Source organism: Fundidesulfovibrio sp. YSD1 (assembly GCF_055397115.1).
This window is the reverse complement of the sequence record NZ_AP043666.1, coordinates 1,268,405-1,284,695: the sequence shown is the minus strand read 5'-3', so window position 1 is coordinate 1,284,695 and position 16,291 is coordinate 1,268,405. Positions and strand designations below refer to the sequence as shown.

General features: G+C 72.7%; 17 protein-coding genes. 15 read left to right on the top strand and 2 right to left on the bottom strand.

The window, feature by feature from the left end; genetic code table 11:
• Nucleotides 1-16 precede the first annotated feature (16 nt).
• From ACZ5V4_RS06045 to ACZ5V4_RS05985, 13 genes are all read left to right on the top strand, one after another.
• Nucleotides 17-607, top strand: a complete 591-nt coding sequence (locus tag ACZ5V4_RS06045) for an RNA polymerase sigma factor (protein WP_464317277.1) — start codon at nt 17-19, stop codon at nt 605-607.
• Between the two features lie 2 nt (nt 608-609).
• A complete protein-coding gene (locus ACZ5V4_RS06040) occupies nt 610-888 on the top strand; it encodes a hypothetical protein (protein ID WP_464317276.1) in 279 nt (92 codons plus the stop codon).
• 9 nt (nt 889-897) lie between these two features.
• On the top strand, nt 898-1,365 hold the full coding sequence (locus ACZ5V4_RS06035) for a hypothetical protein (RefSeq protein WP_464317275.1): 468 nt from the start codon (nt 898-900) through the stop codon (nt 1,363-1,365).
• Between the two features lie 164 nt (nt 1,366-1,529).
• A complete protein-coding gene (locus tag ACZ5V4_RS06030; RefSeq protein ID WP_464317274.1) occupies nt 1,530-2,807 on the top strand; it encodes a hypothetical protein in 1,278 nt (425 codons plus the stop codon).
• A gap of 211 nt (nt 2,808-3,018) precedes the next feature.
• A complete protein-coding gene (locus tag ACZ5V4_RS06025) occupies nt 3,019-3,858 on the top strand; it encodes a hypothetical protein (protein WP_464317273.1) in 840 nt (279 codons plus the stop codon).
• A 41-nt stretch (nt 3,859-3,899) separates the two neighbouring features.
• Nucleotides 3,900-4,646: a hypothetical protein gene (locus ACZ5V4_RS06020; protein WP_464317272.1), complete on the top strand. Its 747-nt coding sequence runs from the start codon at nt 3,900-3,902 to the stop codon at nt 4,644-4,646.
• Nucleotides 4,647-4,745: 99 nt separating this feature from the next.
• Nucleotides 4,746-5,492: a phage tail protein gene (locus tag ACZ5V4_RS06015; RefSeq protein ID WP_464317271.1), complete on the top strand. Its 747-nt coding sequence runs from the start codon at nt 4,746-4,748 to the stop codon at nt 5,490-5,492.
• Nucleotides 5,493-5,496: 4 nt separating this feature from the next.
• The gene (locus tag ACZ5V4_RS06010; RefSeq protein WP_464317270.1) at nt 5,497-6,024 is read left to right on the top strand and encodes a tail fiber assembly protein; all 528 of its coding nucleotides are present in this window, start codon (nt 5,497-5,499) and stop codon (nt 6,022-6,024) included.
• A 4-nt stretch (nt 6,025-6,028) separates the two neighbouring features.
• Nucleotides 6,029-6,361: a hypothetical protein gene (locus ACZ5V4_RS06005; RefSeq protein ID WP_464317269.1), complete on the top strand. Its 333-nt coding sequence runs from the start codon at nt 6,029-6,031 to the stop codon at nt 6,359-6,361.
• Entirely contained in the window at nt 6,358-7,158 is an 801-nt protein-coding gene (locus ACZ5V4_RS06000; protein WP_464317268.1) for a hypothetical protein, read from the top strand. The genes ACZ5V4_RS06005 and ACZ5V4_RS06000 overlap by 4 nt, the downstream gene beginning before the upstream one ends.
• A 50-nt stretch (nt 7,159-7,208) precedes the next feature.
• Nucleotides 7,209-8,444 (top strand): hypothetical protein, encoded by a 1,236-nt coding sequence (locus ACZ5V4_RS05995; RefSeq protein WP_464317267.1) that lies wholly within the window; start codon nt 7,209-7,211, stop codon nt 8,442-8,444.
• Between the two features lie 12 nt (nt 8,445-8,456).
• Nucleotides 8,457-8,975, top strand: a complete 519-nt coding sequence (locus ACZ5V4_RS05990) for a hypothetical protein (protein ID WP_464317266.1) — start codon at nt 8,457-8,459, stop codon at nt 8,973-8,975.
• A gap of 40 nt (nt 8,976-9,015) precedes the next feature.
• Entirely contained in the window at nt 9,016-9,402 is a 387-nt protein-coding gene (locus ACZ5V4_RS05985; RefSeq protein ID WP_464317265.1) for a hypothetical protein, read from the top strand.
• 36 nt (nt 9,403-9,438) lie between these two features.
• On the opposite strand, the gene lhgO is transcribed toward ACZ5V4_RS05985, so the two are convergent.
• The gene (gene lhgO, locus ACZ5V4_RS05980) at nt 9,439-10,635 is read right to left on the bottom strand and encodes an L-2-hydroxyglutarate oxidase (RefSeq protein WP_464317264.1); all 1,197 of its coding nucleotides are present in this window, start codon (nt 10,633-10,635) and stop codon (nt 9,439-9,441) included.
• An 87-nt stretch (nt 10,636-10,722) separates the two neighbouring features.
• Between lhgO and ACZ5V4_RS05975 the strand changes: the two genes are divergently transcribed.
• A complete protein-coding gene (locus tag ACZ5V4_RS05975; RefSeq protein ID WP_464317263.1) occupies nt 10,723-14,106 on the top strand; it encodes a DUF748 domain-containing protein in 3,384 nt (1,127 codons plus the stop codon).
• Between the two features lie 47 nt (nt 14,107-14,153).
• Nucleotides 14,154-16,097: a hypothetical protein gene (locus ACZ5V4_RS05970; RefSeq protein WP_464317262.1), complete on the top strand. Its 1,944-nt coding sequence runs from the start codon at nt 14,154-14,156 to the stop codon at nt 16,095-16,097.
• On the opposite strand, the gene ACZ5V4_RS05965 is transcribed toward ACZ5V4_RS05970, so the two are convergent.
• Nucleotides 16,039-16,266 carry a hypothetical protein gene (locus ACZ5V4_RS05965; protein ID WP_464317261.1) on the bottom strand — a complete coding sequence of 76 codons (228 nt, stop codon included), beginning with the start codon at nt 16,264-16,266 and terminating at the stop codon, nt 16,039-16,041. The genes ACZ5V4_RS05970 and ACZ5V4_RS05965 overlap by 59 nt on opposite strands.
• Nucleotides 16,267-16,291 lie beyond the last annotated feature (25 nt).

Genomic DNA, 16,291 nt, shown 5'->3' with positions numbered 1-16,291 from the left:
CCCGGCGGAGGTTGGCGTGGGAACGAATCCCCCGGGCGACGCGCAGGCCGTGCGGCGCGTCCTGGACGGCGACACGGAGGCGTTCGAGGTGCTGGTGCGCGCGCATCAGGAGCATCTCTTCAGGCTGTTGTCGCGCCACCTGCCCCACTGCGAGGTGGGGGAGGCCGCCCAGGAGGCCTTCCTGGACGCCTTCCAGAACCTCTCGAAACTCAAGGACCACACGCGCTTCAAGTCCTGGCTGTCCTCCATCGCGCTCAGGCGGGCCGCGGACTTCTGGCGCGAGAAATCGCGGCGCGGGGAGCGCGGCGTGGACTTCTCCAGCCCCGAGGAGATGGCCTGGCTGGAGGATGTGATGCAGGAGGACTCCACCTCCCGCTTCGAGCAGCTCACCGAGCGCCGCGAGGCGGCCAGGCTGGTGGAGACGCTGCTCGAGGGCCTGAGCCCCGAGGACCGCATCGCCGTGGAGCTCTTCTACGCCGAGGAGTACGGCGTGGCCGAGATCGCGGACATGCTGGGCTGGGGCGAATCGAAAGTGAAGGTGCGGCTGCACCGCGCCAGGAAGAAGATGGCCCGCAAGTACGAAAGCCTCGCGGGCCGGGGAGAGTGACCATGAACGCCAGATTGGACCGCATCTGCGCCAAGGCCGTGGCCGCCAGGCCCGTGGCCGCCGTGCCGCCCGGCTTCGCCGGGAGGGTCATGGCCCACGTGCGCGAGCGCGCGGCCGAGGCTCTGGACGGCTGGTTCGTGCGCCGGGTGGCCATGCCCATCATGGCCGGGGGCGGCGCCGCCTCGCTGGGCCTGGGCCTGGCCTGGATGTGGCTTGTGCAGGCCGGGTACGCGGCCGAGGCCTCGGCGCTGCTCACGGGCAACGCCCTGGCGGGGTTCTAGGGGCCGGGCATGAACAAGCGAAAACTCGTCCTCGCGGCGGCGGGCATCTTCCTCGCGGGCCTGATCACCGGCGGCGTGGGCATGGGCGCGTACGTCAAGTACAGGTTCTCGCCCGCCCTGCGCATCGAGAAGGTCGGCCCGGCCGGGTTCTTCATGGAACGCCTGGACCACGCCCTGGACCTCTCCGGCAGCCAGCGCCAGGCCATCCTGCCCATCGTGGAGGACGTGCTGGCAAAGCTGCGCGAGGTGCGCGAGCCCTGCATGCAGGCCGAGGACGCCATCATGGGCGACGGGGCGAAACGCATCGCGCAGCTCCTGGACGAAGGACAGAAGCGCAAGCTCGACCAGTTCCTGGAGAAGACCCGCAAGTTCAGGGGCAAGTTCTTCGGCCCCTGGCCAAGGCTTCAGCCTCCTCCGCCCCCGCCCGGGGAGCCTGGCCTTTTCCCGCCGCCTCCTCCGCCTCCGCCCGGCAACTGAGGCGGCGCGGTGCGCTCCCGGCGAGGCCCACGGCTCCCGGGACCGGACACGATCCCTTTGCGAAAGCCCCCGCGAGGGGCTTTCGCGTTTCCCGGGCATTTGACGGCCGCCATGATTTCGGTCAGCATCCCGCTGAAATCGTTTCCTCGTTACAGGCGGTCCGCATGACGAAGCTCCCGGTCTTTCGCACCATTGGGCAGGGCATGGCCGTTTTCGGCCTGCACTTCGGCAAGCTCTTCAAGTGGGCGCTCGTCCCGCTCTTCCTGGGCGGCGGCGTGCTCGGCGCGGCGCTGGGCCTGGCCGCGTGGCGCGGGGGCCTGGGGGGCGGCCTGAACCCCTGGCTGGCCCCGGTTGCCGTGGCCGCGCTGTTCGCGCTCCAGACCTTCGTCCCCTTCGCCATCAGGGTCAATCAGCTGGCCGTGCTGGGGCGCGTGGAGAACTCCGGGTACGTGGAGATGATCTTCGCCCCCAGGAGCTTGCGGTACATGGGCTACGCCGTGATCGTGACGCTCATCATGGCGGCCGGCACGCTCATCTCCGTGGCCCCCCTGGTCGCCTACTACGCCATGAAGCTCGCGGGCGGGCCGGTGGTCTCGTTCGCGGCGTTCGCCGTGCTCCTCGTCTCCTTCTTCGTCCTCACCTCCCCGCTGAACCTGATCCTGCCCGCCGTCTCCGTGGAGCGCGAGCCCTCCCTGAACAAGGCCTACAACCTGGGCGCGCGCAACAAGCTGCGGCTCATCCTGGCGATCTTTCTGAGCACGGCCCTCTTCACCGTGCTCACGCAGGCCGTGGAGCTGGGGGCCCGGGCCCTCGGCGGCAAGGACGGCGAGACGCTGACCGTGCTGGTGGCGCTGCCCCTGCAGATATTTTTGGGCTTCTTCAGCTACGTGACGTCAGTGGCCGTGCCCGCCGTGGCCTACCGCGTGCTCTCCGGGCTGCCCGAGCCGGGGGCCGAGCCTGCCCCGGCCGCGCAGGGCCCGGTCTTCCCGCCAGCCCCCGGCGTGGCGGGGGAGGCCGCCGCGCAAACGCGGGAAGAGGCCGCCAAGGAGGGAGCGGAGAGTGCCCCGGCCGCGCAGCCCGGCCAGCCTGAAGCGCAGGCCCCGGCGGCGGACGCGCCCGGCGTCCAGGAGCCTGCCCCGGCCGAGGCCCCCGGGGAAGAGGCTTCGGCCGTGGAGCAGGAACAGGCCGCGAAACCCGCGCAGCCCGATCTTCAACCCGGTTCGAAGCCGGAACCTGCATCGGAGCCTCGGCCGTCCACCGAGCCCGAACCCGAACCGGCCGGGCCTTCGGCCGAGCCTTCGGCCGAGCCCGTCAAGCCCGCGCAGGCCGACCCCCCGCGTGCGGCCCAGCGCCAGGTGGGGGACAGGGTCTCGGCCGCGGTCACGGCCGCCGTGGAACGGATGGAGTCCGAAACCGGCAAGGACCCTTCCCCCAAGCAATGACAACGGGCGTCCGGGCCAGGGCGCGATTTCGGTTGACGCCGTGGCCCCCGGGTGCAACTAATCCCTGGCCTCGAAGCCCGCCCTCGCAGCGGCGGGCCGTGGCGCTTCATCTCCCGAGGAGTCATGACCATGTCCTTTTCGCCGCAAGGCGTCGGGGGGGCGGCCCCCCTTGGCTTCGCCGTACCCGTCCTGGCCGCGCCGGAGGCCTCCCGTGGCTGAGCGCGACCACGACCCCCTCCGCTTCTCCCCGTTTTCCGTGGTGGCCGCGAGCCTGGGCTTCGTGGCGGCCAACCTGCGCGACATCGCGCGCTGGTCGCTGGCCCCGCTGCTCTACGGCCTGGCCTTCCATTTCTTCCGCCCCGGCGTGCCCGAGCCGGGCCAGGACACGCCCTTCCCGCTGGGGACGCTCCTGCTTTTGGGGTTCGTTCTCCTGTGGATCAGGGTGCCCCTCGAGGTGCGCCTGATCCGCAAGGTGCTCCTGGACGAGACTCCGGGCCAGTTCTACGGGCTGGAGCTCATCGAGAAGCGCACCTGGGCCTACGCCTGGGCCTACCTGCGGGTGATGCTCCTGGTCATCGGCGTGCTGGGGCCGGTGCTGATCCTGGCCTCGGTGCTCCTGGGCGAGCTTCTGGGCAAGCAGGGCCCGGCCCTGGAGGGGCTCGCGGCGGCCGCCCCGGTGATCGGCTCCTTCGTGCTCCTGGCGGGGGTCTACGCCGTGCTCGCCCCGAGGATCATCCTGGCCTTCCCGGACGTGGCCCTGGGCGGGCAGGGGCTCCTCTTCAACACGGGCAGGCTGGGGGAGCTGGGCGCGCGCGTGCGCTGGCGCATGGTGGCCGTGATGGCCATGGTCTGGGCCCCGGAGCACTGCCTGAACGTGATCGGCTACACGGCGGGCGGCAGCGAATGGTGGAAGGCCGTGGCGGGCGAGTGGTGGTTCGCGGGCCTGAGCTTCCTCCTGGGCTTTTCCACCATGATCCTCTCCTGCGTGGCCGGGGCCATCGTCTTCGGCCGCGTGGCCCAGGCGCTGCGGGAAGAGGCGCGGGACTCTTGACGCCCGGGGGCGGACCCCGGGCCGAAACCAGGCGCCTGCCCGTGTTCGGCGTCTTCGCCGAGGCGCTGGCGCTCATGGCCAGGCACTCCGGCAGGCTCCTCGGCTGGTCGGTCTATCCGGGCGCGGCCGGCGTCGCCATGGCGGGCGCGGCCTTCGTCCCGCTCCCCCTCCCGGCCGCGATCGCCCTGGGGCTGATCCTGGCCGCCTCCACGTTCATGGCCTCGTGCGCCTTTTCGGTGCGCGTGCACAGGCTCATCCTGCTCCCCCTTCATCCTTCCCGGTCCTTTCCGGCCCTGTTCCTGGACGGGCTCACATGGCGCTACGCCGGCGAGGCGACGTGCGTGGCCGTGGCGGCGCTCTTCCCGGCCGCCCTGGGGGTCGCGGGCGCGGTGTTTCTCGGCGAGGCCCTGGGGCTCCCCCCGGGCTGGCTCTTCGTGCTCGAGGCCCTGCTGCCCCTGGCCGCCTCGCAGGCCCTGCTGGCCGGTTGGCAGCTCATCGGGCTCACGTCAGTCTCGGTGCGCGACGCCCTGCGCGTCGCGGCCAAGCCCTCCCCGGCCGAGGGCTTCCGCTGGCGGCTGGCCGGGGCGGCCCTGCTCAACTGCGGCTTCGCCGTGGGCGTGAGCCTCTTCGCCGGGTGGCTGGTGGGCACGGCCTTCCCGGACCAGGACCTGGCCCCCCTGGAGCTTTTCACCCTGGCCGTGGGCCTGCCCGTGCAACTGGCCTTCTTCTCCTGCCTCCAGGCCGCCTGCTTCAGGCGGCTCGTGCCCGAAGCCTCCCCGGCCGCCTGACCCTCCCCGTTTTTTTCGCCCGTCCGCCCACATGGGGCTATGTGGGGTGAATTCCTTTCGCGCCTGCGTATCATCGCTCGCACCTGGCAAGGAGCGAGCATGGCATACACGCGAACAACGGTCATAGACGCCACGCCCTCGGGCGATTCGGTCAAGCAGGCCGTCCTGGACCTGGACGCCGACCTGACCGGGGCGTTCACCGGCCTCAACCAGCTTCAGGCCGCCCTGGCCGTGAAGATCAACCAGTCGGAATACGACCAGCCCGGCGGAGTGCCCAGGCTGAACGCCTCGGGGCGCGTGCGGCGCGACCAGCTCCCGGAGGTCAACGCGGACGTGCCCTTGGGCATGATCGCGGCCTTCGGCGCGGAGTCGCTTCCCGCCGGGTGCAGCTGGCTCGAGTGCAACGGGGCCGAGCTGCCCGTGGCCGACTACCAAGCCCTCTACGCGGCCATCGGCAACGCTTTCGGCCTGGCCGCCAACCCCGTGAACTTCAAGCTCCCGGACCTGCGCGGGGCCTTTTTGCGCGGCTGGGACCACGGCCGGGGCAAGGACCCGGACGCGGCCGCGCGCACGGGCGGCGACCACGTGGGCTCCTCCCAGGGCGACCTGACGCGCAAGCACTGCCATCCCCTGGGCGGGGCCATGGGCGTAAGCGCGGGTTCGCTCACGGCTGTGAGCTGCCTGGACTGGGACAACTCGGCAACCAACTTCTACACCGGCGACTTCGCGCGGGCCACGGACAAGAACCTGGGCTCCCTGGACGCGCACGCGTCCACGGCTCCGGGCCGGGGCGGCGAGACCCGCCCGGCCAACACCGCCGTTCTTTTCGCCATCAAATGGAGGTGAGGCGATGATCCTCTACTGCTACGACGAATCCGGGGCCTACACCGGCCCCGTGTCCCCCGCGCTCTCCCCGGCGCGGCCCTTCGTGAACGGCGCGCCCAACTACCTGCGCCCGGCGCGCTCGACGCCGAAACCCCCTCCGGCCGCCGGGCCCGGGCAGGCGGCCGTGTTCGACGGCTCGGCCTGGGCCCTGGTGGACGACCACCGGGGCAGGACGGCCTGGTGCGTGCGCACGCGCGCGCCCCGCGAGGTGGCGGCGCTCGGGCCGCTGGGCGAAGGCCTGACGCTCGCCGAGCCCCCCTCGGCCCTGCACGCCTGGGACGGGCAGGGCTGGGCGGAAGACCCCGCCCTGGCGCTCGCCTCGGTGCGCGCCGAGCGCGACGCCAGGCTCGCGGCCAGCGACTGGACCCAGATGCCCGACAGCCCGCTCGGCGAGCCCGAACGGGCCGCCTGGGCCGCCTACCGCCAGGCCCTGCGCGGCCATCCCCAGGGGTGGTCCAGGGGCAAGCCCTGGCCTGCCAGGCCCGGGGAGTAAGGCCATGGCGTACCGCTACGACCTCAAGATCGACCAGGGCGCGACGCTCGTTCTGGACATCGAGTGCCAGGACGGCCTGGGCAACCCCATGGACCTGACCGGCTACTCGGCGGCCGCGCAGATCCGCCACCGCCACTCGGACCCCGAACCGGCGGCCGTGTTCGACGTAACCGTGGAGCCATCCTCCGGCACGGTCTCGCTCTGCCTGGAAGCGGCGCGCACGGCCGGGCTCGCGCGGCCCCAGGGCGTGTGGGACTGCGAGCTCACCGCGCCTGGCGGGGTGGTCCAGCGCCTGGCCGAGGGCAAGGTGAGCGTCTCCCAGGAGGTGACCAGATGAGCCCCACCGCAGGCAAGATCGTGCTCAGGTCCCCCAGGACCGTGGGCCAGATCGGCGAGTACAGCGCCCTGACCCTTTGCCGGGACCACGCGCGGGCCAGCGGCGAAGCGGCGGACGCGGCCCGGGAGGGCGCGGCCACGGCGCAATTGCACGCCAGCGTGGCCCTGGCCGCCAGGGAGGCCCTCTACGCGGCCGCAGGGGCGGTCAAGGCCAGCTCCACGGACCTGGTCCCGGCGAGCCTCGACGAGACGCTCGCCGTGGCCGCCCCCCTGGCCAAGGCCGTGGCCGACCCGGGCGAGAACGAGCGGATCGAGCTCTCGGTGTCGGTCATGGCCGGGGCGGGCGCCGGGGAGGACGGCGCGCCCGGCGTGGTGCCCCGGCCCCTGGCCGGAGACCAGGGGGCTTTCCTGCGCGGGGACGGAACCTGGAAACTCCTGGAGCGCGCGGACGCGGGCATGGCCTCGGTGGAGGACTCCTGGACCGAGCTGGCCGGGCCCGTGGAGGTGCTCTCCCCCCGGGTGCTGCGCGTGCCCGGAAACCGGCTGGACGCGGCGCTCCCCGGGGGCGTCGCGGGCCGGGCCGTCCGGGCGGGAGGCCCCGGGGGCGTATTCGGCGTGGTGGCGGGAGCCGCCTTTGACGAAGCCTCGGGGCGGACCACCGTCGTCGTGGAGGGTCCCGGCCTGGAGCCCGGGTGCGCCCCGGTCGAACTGGGCCAGGACCCGCGAAACGCGCCGGACCCGCCGGACGCGGGGGCCTCGCTCTTTCTGGCCGCCAACTTCAACTGCCTGCTCTACTAGGAGGGCCTCATGACGACCGGAAGAAACAACGCACCGGGAGGGCCGTGCTGATGGCCAACGTCTTTTCCTTCAAGGGCGCGAAAGGCGGCCCTGTCCAGCCGTGGTCCGTGGTCCTGCCCGGGGGCAGAAACCTCCGCGAGCTCTACGCCTCGCGCGGGGACGCGTTGTTCGTGGGCGCGCACACGCTCGCCGCCAGGCTGGACGGCCCCGAGGCCGTCTACCGCTTCCGCAACCTGACCATCGGCGACGGGGTCACGCCCTCATCGCTCACGGCCTCGCAGCGCTGCAAGGGGCTCACGCTGATCGTGGACGGCACCCTTACGGTCAAGGCGGGCGCGCGCCTGCACATGACCGGGCAGGGCGCGCGCGTGGACCGCGCGGACGACCCGCGCTTTCCCTTCAACGACTTCAAGGTGCCGGACAAGATCAAGCTGTCCTCCGACAGCCTGGACCGGGACACGGCCATGGAGCTGTTCAAGTCCCTGGGCGCGGCCCCGTGGGACCGTGGCTTCTGGGACGCGGACGGCGGCTCCACCGCCCTGCGCTGCGCCGTGACCGAACCCGGCGGGGTGGTGCTCATGGCGGCCGGGGGCGGGGGCGGCGGCGGGATCGCCAAGAGCGTCACCGCCGACGCCGAGGCCGAAGGCAACCCCGGTTCCGCCGGAACCGGAGGGGGCATGGGCGGCGGCGGTTCCGGGGCGGTGAAGACCGCCGGGGCGGCCTCCACCGTGGCCTCGGGCTACGGCGGCGCGGGCTGCCCCTACGGCGGGGGCAGCGGCAGCGGCGGGGCCGAGAACTCCAGCGCCAAGGGTTGGGGCGTGGTCAACGCCGTGGGCCGCCAGCCCGGCCCCTATTGCGGGTTCGGCGGGCCCGGCGGGGTCAAGTACCCGTTCGGCATGACCGGTTACGAGTACGGCGTGAGCGGCTCGGGTGGCTCGGGCGGGGCCGGCAATCCCGGCGGGCAGCCCGTGCCGGGCTACGGCTTGGCCGGAGGAAACGGCGTGGGAGGCAAGCTCGTGCTGATCGTTCACGGAGACGTGGTGGTGGAGGGCGGCGGCGTGATCGAGGCCAACGGCGTGGCCTCCCAGGGGGCGGCCACGGCCGCGCCCAACGGGGGCGGCTCCGGCGGCGGGCACGTGAGCATCGTCCACGCAGGCGCGCTCGCCGTGAGCGGCACGGTCCAGGCCGCAGGAGGCAGCGGCGGGAGCAACGCGGCTTTCAAGAAGGGCGGCGACGGCGGCGCCGGCTCCGTGGTGACCAAAACATTCGCCCAGATGGGCTGGTAGGAGGCCCCACACATGCAGATGATCATCCTGCACAGCGCCCTGGTCGAGGCCTCGCGCGCCTTGATGGAGGAACTGGGGGGAGAGCCCTCCGCCGCCGACGTGACCCTGGCCCGCGACGGCGCCGAGGTTCGCGTGGTCTCCAAACACGCCCTGGCCGTGGGCCTCTGCCCGGCGTTCACGGCATACCCGGCCGTGGCCGTGCCCGGCGAGGGCGGGGCCGTGCGGGTCAAGTCCCCCGTCTCGTCCTGGGCGCAGTGCCTGGCCTTCGCGGGCGAGGAGCCCGAACCCGAGGCGCAGCGGCCCCCGAGCGGGCTGACCAGGCTCGAATTCCTGGACCGCTTCACGGACGAGGAGAAGCTGGCGCTCAAGAACCTGGAGGACACGGACGTCTTCGTGGCCCTGTTCTGGGAGCAGTTCCGCGCGGCCCAGTCCATCGACCTGGGCGACCTGCGGACCGTCCAGGCCGTGGAATACCTGGGCGCGCAGGGCCACATCTCCCCTGAGCGCGCGGGCGAGATCCTCGGCCGCTAAAGGCACTGACGGCAAACAACCAAAAAAAGGAGAAATATCAATGGCCCAGAAGCCTCTCTTCCCTTGCGCCCCGGTGGATTTCGGGGTGAAGCTCGCCAATTCCGACGGCACGGGCGTCAAGGACCTCGTGGCCGCCTCCGGCGACGGGGTGATGATCGGGTGCATCCGCGCGTGCAGCGACTGCGCCTCGGACGTGACGCTCCAGTTCTCGCGCACGGTGGCGGGCGTGGACCACGTCATCGGCGAGGCCCAGGTCCCGGCCGGGTCCGGCACCAACGGCTCGGCGGGCTGGGTGGACGTGCTGGTCGCGCTCTACAAGGGCGAGGCCATGAACCTGCCCGGCGGGTCCCGGCTCAGGCTCAAGGCCAAGACCGCCGTGCCCGAGGGCAGGACCGTGGACGTGGTGGCCGAGGGCGGGCGGTTCTAGCTCGCCGATCGAGGCGGGGCGCAGCCCCGCCTCCTCTCAGTCCAGAAGCGCCAGGGCCTTGTCCGCCAAGGCCGGGGCCAGGGCCATGGAGCTGGTGAAGGCCGGGGAGATGGCGTTCAGCACGTGCAGCTCCGCCTCGCCTGATTCCGTGAGGAAATCCATCACCAGGGAGTTCGTGCGCACGTCGATCAACTGCGGCCGGATGCCCGCCTTGGGGCTTGGCAGCACGTCGCGCTCTCGCAGGCCGTGCACCAGCCTGGCCGCGTCCGCGAAGAAGTGCCGGAAGAAGTACTTGCGCGGCTCGGTCAGGGCCACGCGGCGAAACACGGGGTTCACGGCGAAGAGCTTGGCGTCGCGCCAGAGGATCTCCGGGGCTTCGGCGCCGAGGCCTTCGAGCAACCCGTAGTTCTCGCGCCCGAAGGCCGGGATGGCCGTGGGGCCGATGTACACCTCGCCGTGGGCCGAGCGCGTGAAGTGCACGCCCAGAAAAGGCGTGTCCGGGTCGGGCGCGGGGTAGACGCTGCCGCGCACGAGGCCCGCCGCCTCCGGGGCCAGCTTGCGGTAGACGCCCTTGAAGGGCACCAGCACGTAGTCACGCCCCAGGCCGAAGGCGTGGGCCAGCTTGTCCGCGTGGGCCCCGGCCGCGTTGACGAAGACTCCGTACTCCACGGGCCCCGCGCTGGTGGCCAGCGTCCTGGAGCCTGCCGGCCCGGTGGCCGTTACTCCGAAGCGCAGGCGCACCCTGCCCGTGGCCTCCAGGTCCGCGCGCAGGCGCTCGAGCACGGCCCTGGGGTCCACCACGGCCGTGAGCGGCGAGTGGATGGCCAGGCCCATGGTCCTGGCGTTGGGTTCGACCTCGCGCAGGTTCTTCTCGTCCAGGAGCTCCACGCGCGCCCCGGCCCCCACGGCGCGGGCGTAGAGCGCGCGCAGGGTTCGGGCCTGGGCCTCGGTGGCGGCCACGATCACCTTGCCCGATTCCAGCAGGGGCAGCCCGCCTTCCCGGCAGTAGCGGCGCATGAGCAGGTTGCCCGCCAGGCAGGTGGCGGCCCTGGCCGTGCCCGGGGCGTAGTAGATGCCCGCGTGCAGCACCCCGGAGTTTCGCCCCGAGGCGTGCCTGCCCGGCCTGTCCTCCTTGTCGAGCACCAGGACGTCGAGGCCCCGCCCGGCCAGCTCCCTGGCCAGGGTCAGGCCCACGATCCCCGCTCCCGCGATGACGGCTTGCGCGTGTTCCATGCCCGGATTGTGTTGGCCCGTGGGGAAAAAATCAAGCGCGGCCGGGGGGGATTTCCGAAAGCCGGCTTTTGGTGCTATGCGTGGCCCATGCCTTTCACTCCGGAATTTCTCTCCTTCGTGGACCGCCTGGGCTCGCGCCCCGGTTTGTCCGGGCTCGGGCGCGGCCTGTGCGCGGCCGCGCTGGCCCTTCTGCACGCCGTGCTTTTGGTGGCGCTCGCGGGCATGGCCGTCCTGCCGCACGTGGCGGACAGGTTCCTGCGCCTGGAAGCCTCGAGGTCCCTGGGCAGGGGCGTCTCGGCGGAGTCGATCCGCTTCAACCCCTTCACCTTCGAACTCTTCGTCACCGGGTTCTCGGTGGCGGACAAGGACGGCCCCGGGCAACTGGCCGGGTTCTCGCGCCTGGAACTGGACGTGGACCCCTCGGCGCTCCTGGCCAGGCGGTTCACGCTGAGGCGCCTTGTCCTCCAGGACCCCGCGCTGCATCTCTCTCGCGACGCCTCCGGGCGCTCCAACCTGGCCGACCTCTTCCCGGACCCCCCCGCCCAGGAATCCTCCGGCAGCCTGAACCTGGCCGTGCTGCCGCCGCACCTGCGCTTCTCACTGAGCGGCGTGCGCATCACCGGCGGCAGCGTGTCCTTCGACGACGCGGTCACCGGCAACCGCCACGAGGCCCGGGATTTGAGCTTCACCATCGACTCCCTGGCCAGCGACAGGCCCGGTCTCAACGAATTCTTCACCACCCAGGGGCAGCTCAACGAATCGAGCCTGACGCTCACGGTCAAGGGCTCGCTGGCCGGCCCCGTTACCGAGCTCGAAGCCCGGCTCGACCTCAAGGACGTGGTCTTCAGACACTACACGCCCTACCTGCTGCCGCTCAAGCGGCCCCTGGACATGCGCGTGGAGCAGGCCGGGGCCAGGCTGCGCGCCGTGCTGCCCGGCGACGGGGCGGGCTCGCCCCGCCTGGAGGGCGCGGCCAGGGTCTCGGGCATGTCGCTGGAGGACCAGGGCGGGCGCGTGGCCGGGTTCGAATACCTGGAGGTGCAGGGCTTCTCGGCGGACCTGGCCTCCGGAGGGGCCGGGGTGGAGCGCGTGGAGCTCGCGGCCCCCTTCCTCAGGGTGACGCGCTCCGAGGCGGGCGCGATCAGCCTCCTGGAGCTTCTGGAGTCGGAGCCGGTCAAGGCCCCCGGGCCCGCGCAACCCGGCAGGCGGCCCGCGTTCACCGTGGGCGAGGTGCGCGTGACGGGCGGGCGCGTGGAGGCCAAGGACCGGGGATCGGGCATCGAGACGGCGCTGGAGCGCGTGGAGGTGAGCCTCGCGGCGCTCGACCTGGCGGCCTCGCGCTTCGAATCCCTGCGCGCCGAGGCCAGGGGCGACCGCTTCGAGCGCGTGACCCTGACCTCCCGGGGCGGCTACGCCCCGGTGGCCATCGTCGTGGAGGGCTCCGTGGAGGGCGTGGACCTCTCCAAGCCGCTGCCCGTGATGGAGCGCTTCTGGCCCGGCATGAAGCCCTCGGGGCTGGCCTCCTGCTCCTTCGGCCTGGACATCGGCGAGGAGGGCGGCTTGATCCGCCCCAGGATCAAGGCCGACCTGGAGGTCCGCGACCTGCGCGTGCAGGCCGCCGGGATGTCCCGCCCGCTGGCGGCGGCGTCGCGCCTGGGGGTCAAGTCCGCCTCGGTGGACCCGGCCTCGCGCAAGGTATCGGTGGAGCTCGTGTCCTTCGAAGGCGGCGGGGCCTACCTGGAGCGCTCCGTCGCCGGGACCCTCGCCGGGCTGCCGCCCGTGCCCGCCAAGGGCGAGGAGGCCGGGGCCAGGCCCTGGGACGTGAGCGTGGCCAAGGCCCAGCTGGCGAAATTTTCCGTGGAGTACCGCGACGCCAAGGCCGGGGCCGGGCTCAAGGCCGACCTGGACGACGTGACCCTGGCCAACGCCTCCTCGGACCTCACGCGCCCCGTGACCGTGTCCGCCAAGGGCCGCGCGGGCCAGTCGGCAGCGTTCGACGTGTCCGGCGAGGTCCGCCCCGGCGGGCTGGACATGGCGCTCAAGCTCTCCCTCAGGGGCCTGCCCCTGACGGAGCTGGCCAAACTCGGCCCGCCGCTTCCCGTGCGGCTCCTCTCGGGCGAGGCCAGCCTGTCTGGACAGCTCTCGGCCTCGCTGGGCAAGGGCGGGCTCGCGGGGTCCTTCACCGGGGACGCGGGCGCGGCGCTCCTCAGGCTGGCCAGGCCCGGCGAGGACAGGCCCTTCTGCTCGGCCACGGCCGTGGAGGCCAGGCAGGTGCGCGTGAACCTCTCCCCCCTGGAGTTCTCGGCCGCGAGCCTGCTCGTGGACGAACCCTGGATCGGGCTGGCCCTGGACGGCCAGGGCAGGCCCGTGGCCCCGCTTGCGTTGGCGGCCTCGGGCGAGTCCAAGGCCCCCGCCCCAGCGCCAGCCTGGCGCCTGGAGCGCCTGGACGTGCGCCGGGGCTGGGTGGAGGTGGCCGGGCCGGACTTCAACCCGCACCTGTCCGTGCTGCTCTCGGGCATCGAGGCCTCGCTTTCGGGCGCGCGCGCCGGGCAGGCCGCGGGCTTCAGCCTGGAGATGGCCGCCGGGCACACCGGCAGGCTCTCGGCCAAGGGCGAGGCCGGATGGGTGGACGGGGCCGCGCTCCTGGACTTCAAGGCCACGCTCAAGAACATGGACCTGGGCGAGTTCTCGCCGCTTTGCCGCAGGCTCACCGGCTTTCCCATCATGCGCGGCATGCTGGGCCTGGTCCTGGACTACAAGGCAACTCCCAAGGCCCTGGACCTGAAGAACAAGATCGTGGTCACGGGCATGCGCCTGGGCTCCAAGTCGCCCGACGCGCTCATGAAGGACGTGCCCCTGGACCTGGCCGTGAGCCTGCTCACGGACGCCAAGGGCGTCATCGACCTGGACATCCCGGTCACGGGCGACCCGGCCCGGGCCAGGGCGGACCTGAAGGACGTCATCTCCACGGCCATGGCCGGGGCCTTCGCCAAGGTGCTCTTCTCTCCCCTGGCCTTCCTCAACGTGCGCGGCGGCGAGGGCCAGGCCGTGTACGCGCCCTTCGCGCCCGGCTCGGCCGACCTGACTGACGACGCCCGCAAGAACCTGGCCTCCCTGGCCGAGGCCGTGGCCTCGCGGCCGAGGCTCAGCCTCGAGGTGGCCGCCTACGTCGACCCGGCCTCGGAGGCCCAGGCCGTGGCCAAGGCCCTCTCGAGCCCGCCTGGCGCGCTGTCCGGCAAGACGGCCATGCTCGCGCGCCCCGGCGTCTCGGCCCCGGGGGAGCCCGTGGAGCCCGGGCCGTCGGACTGGGCGAGGCTCGCCCGCCTGCGTCAGGACGCCGTGCTGGAGTTCCTGACCGGGGCCGGAAAGCTGCCCCAGGAGCGCGTCTTCCCCCTGGCCGTGGACACGGGCAAGCCGCCCGAGGCCAAGGGCCAGCCCGGGCACCGCGCCGAGGTGCGCCTGCGCTACTGAAGCCCGGGGCCGTTCCCATCCGGGCCGTGGTCTGCTACTGAAGGACCATGGCCCATCTGGTGTACTCCTTCGCCGTGTTCGACACCTGCCTCGTGCGCCTGCACGCGAGGCCCCTGGACCAGCTCTTCGCCCTGGCCGCGCTGACCCTGCCCCCGCCCTCCAGCCGCGAGGACCGGCACGAGTTCGTGCGCATGCGCCTGCGCGCCGAGGACGAAGCCCGCAAGGGGCCCAACCTCGAGGCCGCCTCCCTGGGCATGGTCTACGAGCGCTTCCCCAGGGACAACCCCTGGGGCCTCGACCCCGAGGCGCTCTACGCCACGGAGCTCAAATCCGCCCTGGCCGACGCCAGACCCGTGCCCGAGGTGCTGGAGCGCGTGCGCGCCCACCTGCGCCGGGGCGAGCGCGTGGTCTACGTCACGGACTCCATCCTGCCCGGGCCGTCCTTGCGCAGGCTCATGGAGACCCACGGCTTCGCGGGCGAGGTCTACGCCGCCGGGGAACTCGGCAAGCGAAAGAGCACGGGCTCGCTCTACCGGCACGTGCTGGCCGCCGAGCAGGTGGAGCCGGGCCGGATGCTGCACGCCGGGGCGGACCAGCGTCTGGACGTGGCCGCGCCCAGGTCCGTGGGCATAGCCGTCCAGCCCTTTCCCCAGGCCAGGCTCACCCCCCACGAGGAGCACCTTCTGAGCCTGCACCGGGCCTGCAACACCGAGTATTCGCGCACCGTGGCCGCCGGACGCCTGGCCAGGCTGCGCGCCCCGGTGGAGGAGCCCATGGGGCACCTGCGCGACTTCGCCGCCACCGTGGCCGCGCCCGTGCTCACGGCCTTCGCGGCCTGGGCCATGGCCGAGGCCAAGGAGCGCGGGGCGGCGAGGCTCTATTTCCTGGCCCGCGAGGGGGAATTGCCCTGCCGCCTGGCCCGGGTGCTGCGCTCGGCCGGGGGAGGCCCGGAGCCCCGCTACCTGATGGGCTCGCTGGCCGCCTGGACCGCGCCCCTGGCCGCCGGAGTCGGGCGGACCGACCTGGACTGGCTGGCCGCCGAGGGCCAGTCCCGCCGCCCGGCGGACCTCCTGGCCAGGCTCTCGCTCACGGCCGAGGAGCTTCTCTCGGCCTGCGGGCGCAGCATGCCCGCGCTTCTTTCGGACAAGCCCCTGGACGCCCAGGGCCTGGACGGGCTCTGGGAGCTTCTGGACTCGGCCGAGGCCAGGCGGCTTCTCGCCAGCAAGGCCGCCAAGGCGCGCGAGCTGGCGCTCGGCTACCTGGAGGCCCAGGGCGCATTGGACGAGCCCGTGCTCTGCGTGGCGGACATGGGCTGGACGCTCTCGACGCAGCGCTCGCTCAGGATGATCCTGGCCGAGCGCGGGGTGGAGGTGGAGGGCTGGTACTTCGGGCTTGGCGGGGGCAGGCTCGGGCGCATGGAGGCGGGCGCGCACCACGCCATGTTCCTGGAGCGCGCGGGCCAGGCCACGCCGGGGTCCCTGGAAACGGTGCTGTTCAAGAACATCCGGCTCATCGAGCGGGCCTTCTCGCGCAGCGGCCACGGCAGGGTCACGGGCTACGAGCGCCGCGAGGGCGAAATCCGCCCCGTGACGGGGCCTGCGCCGACGGGGCTCGAACACACGGCCGAGTTGCGCGAGACGGCGCTGGCCTACGCGCGCGCCGTCACGGAGCGCGGCTGGGGCGAGGAGTCCCTGCACGCCCTGCTGGACACTGCGCGCGAGTCCCTGCGCCACTTCCTGGTGGACCCGGACAACCCGCTGGCCCGGGCCGTGGCCTCGCTGCCGGGCCAGGAGGCCGGGGAGCGCCCCGTGCTTCGCCGCCTGGGCCTGGGCGACGCGGCCAGGGCCTGGCTGGCCAGCCTGGGGCTCGGCATGCCGCCTCGCAAGCCGCCCTTGTGGGTGGAGGGATCGGCCGCGCTCTCGGCCGCGTGGCTCAGGCCCTACCTGCGAAGGCCAAGGCTCCTGTCTTTGCTGCGAGAGCACTTCGGCTAGCGTGGCGTCTGCCGGTCATGCCGGGCTCCGCGCCTTCCACGTCCAGATTGATCAGGTCCACGCACCCAAGCCCTTCGCTCCCGGCGTAATCGTCCAGGGTCAGGGTCTCCACGCCGGGCAGGTTCAGCCTGCGGCGGCAGAGCCTGCCGCGCTCGCCCGTGCCGAACACCGCGAGCTTTGGGGCAGGTCCTTCT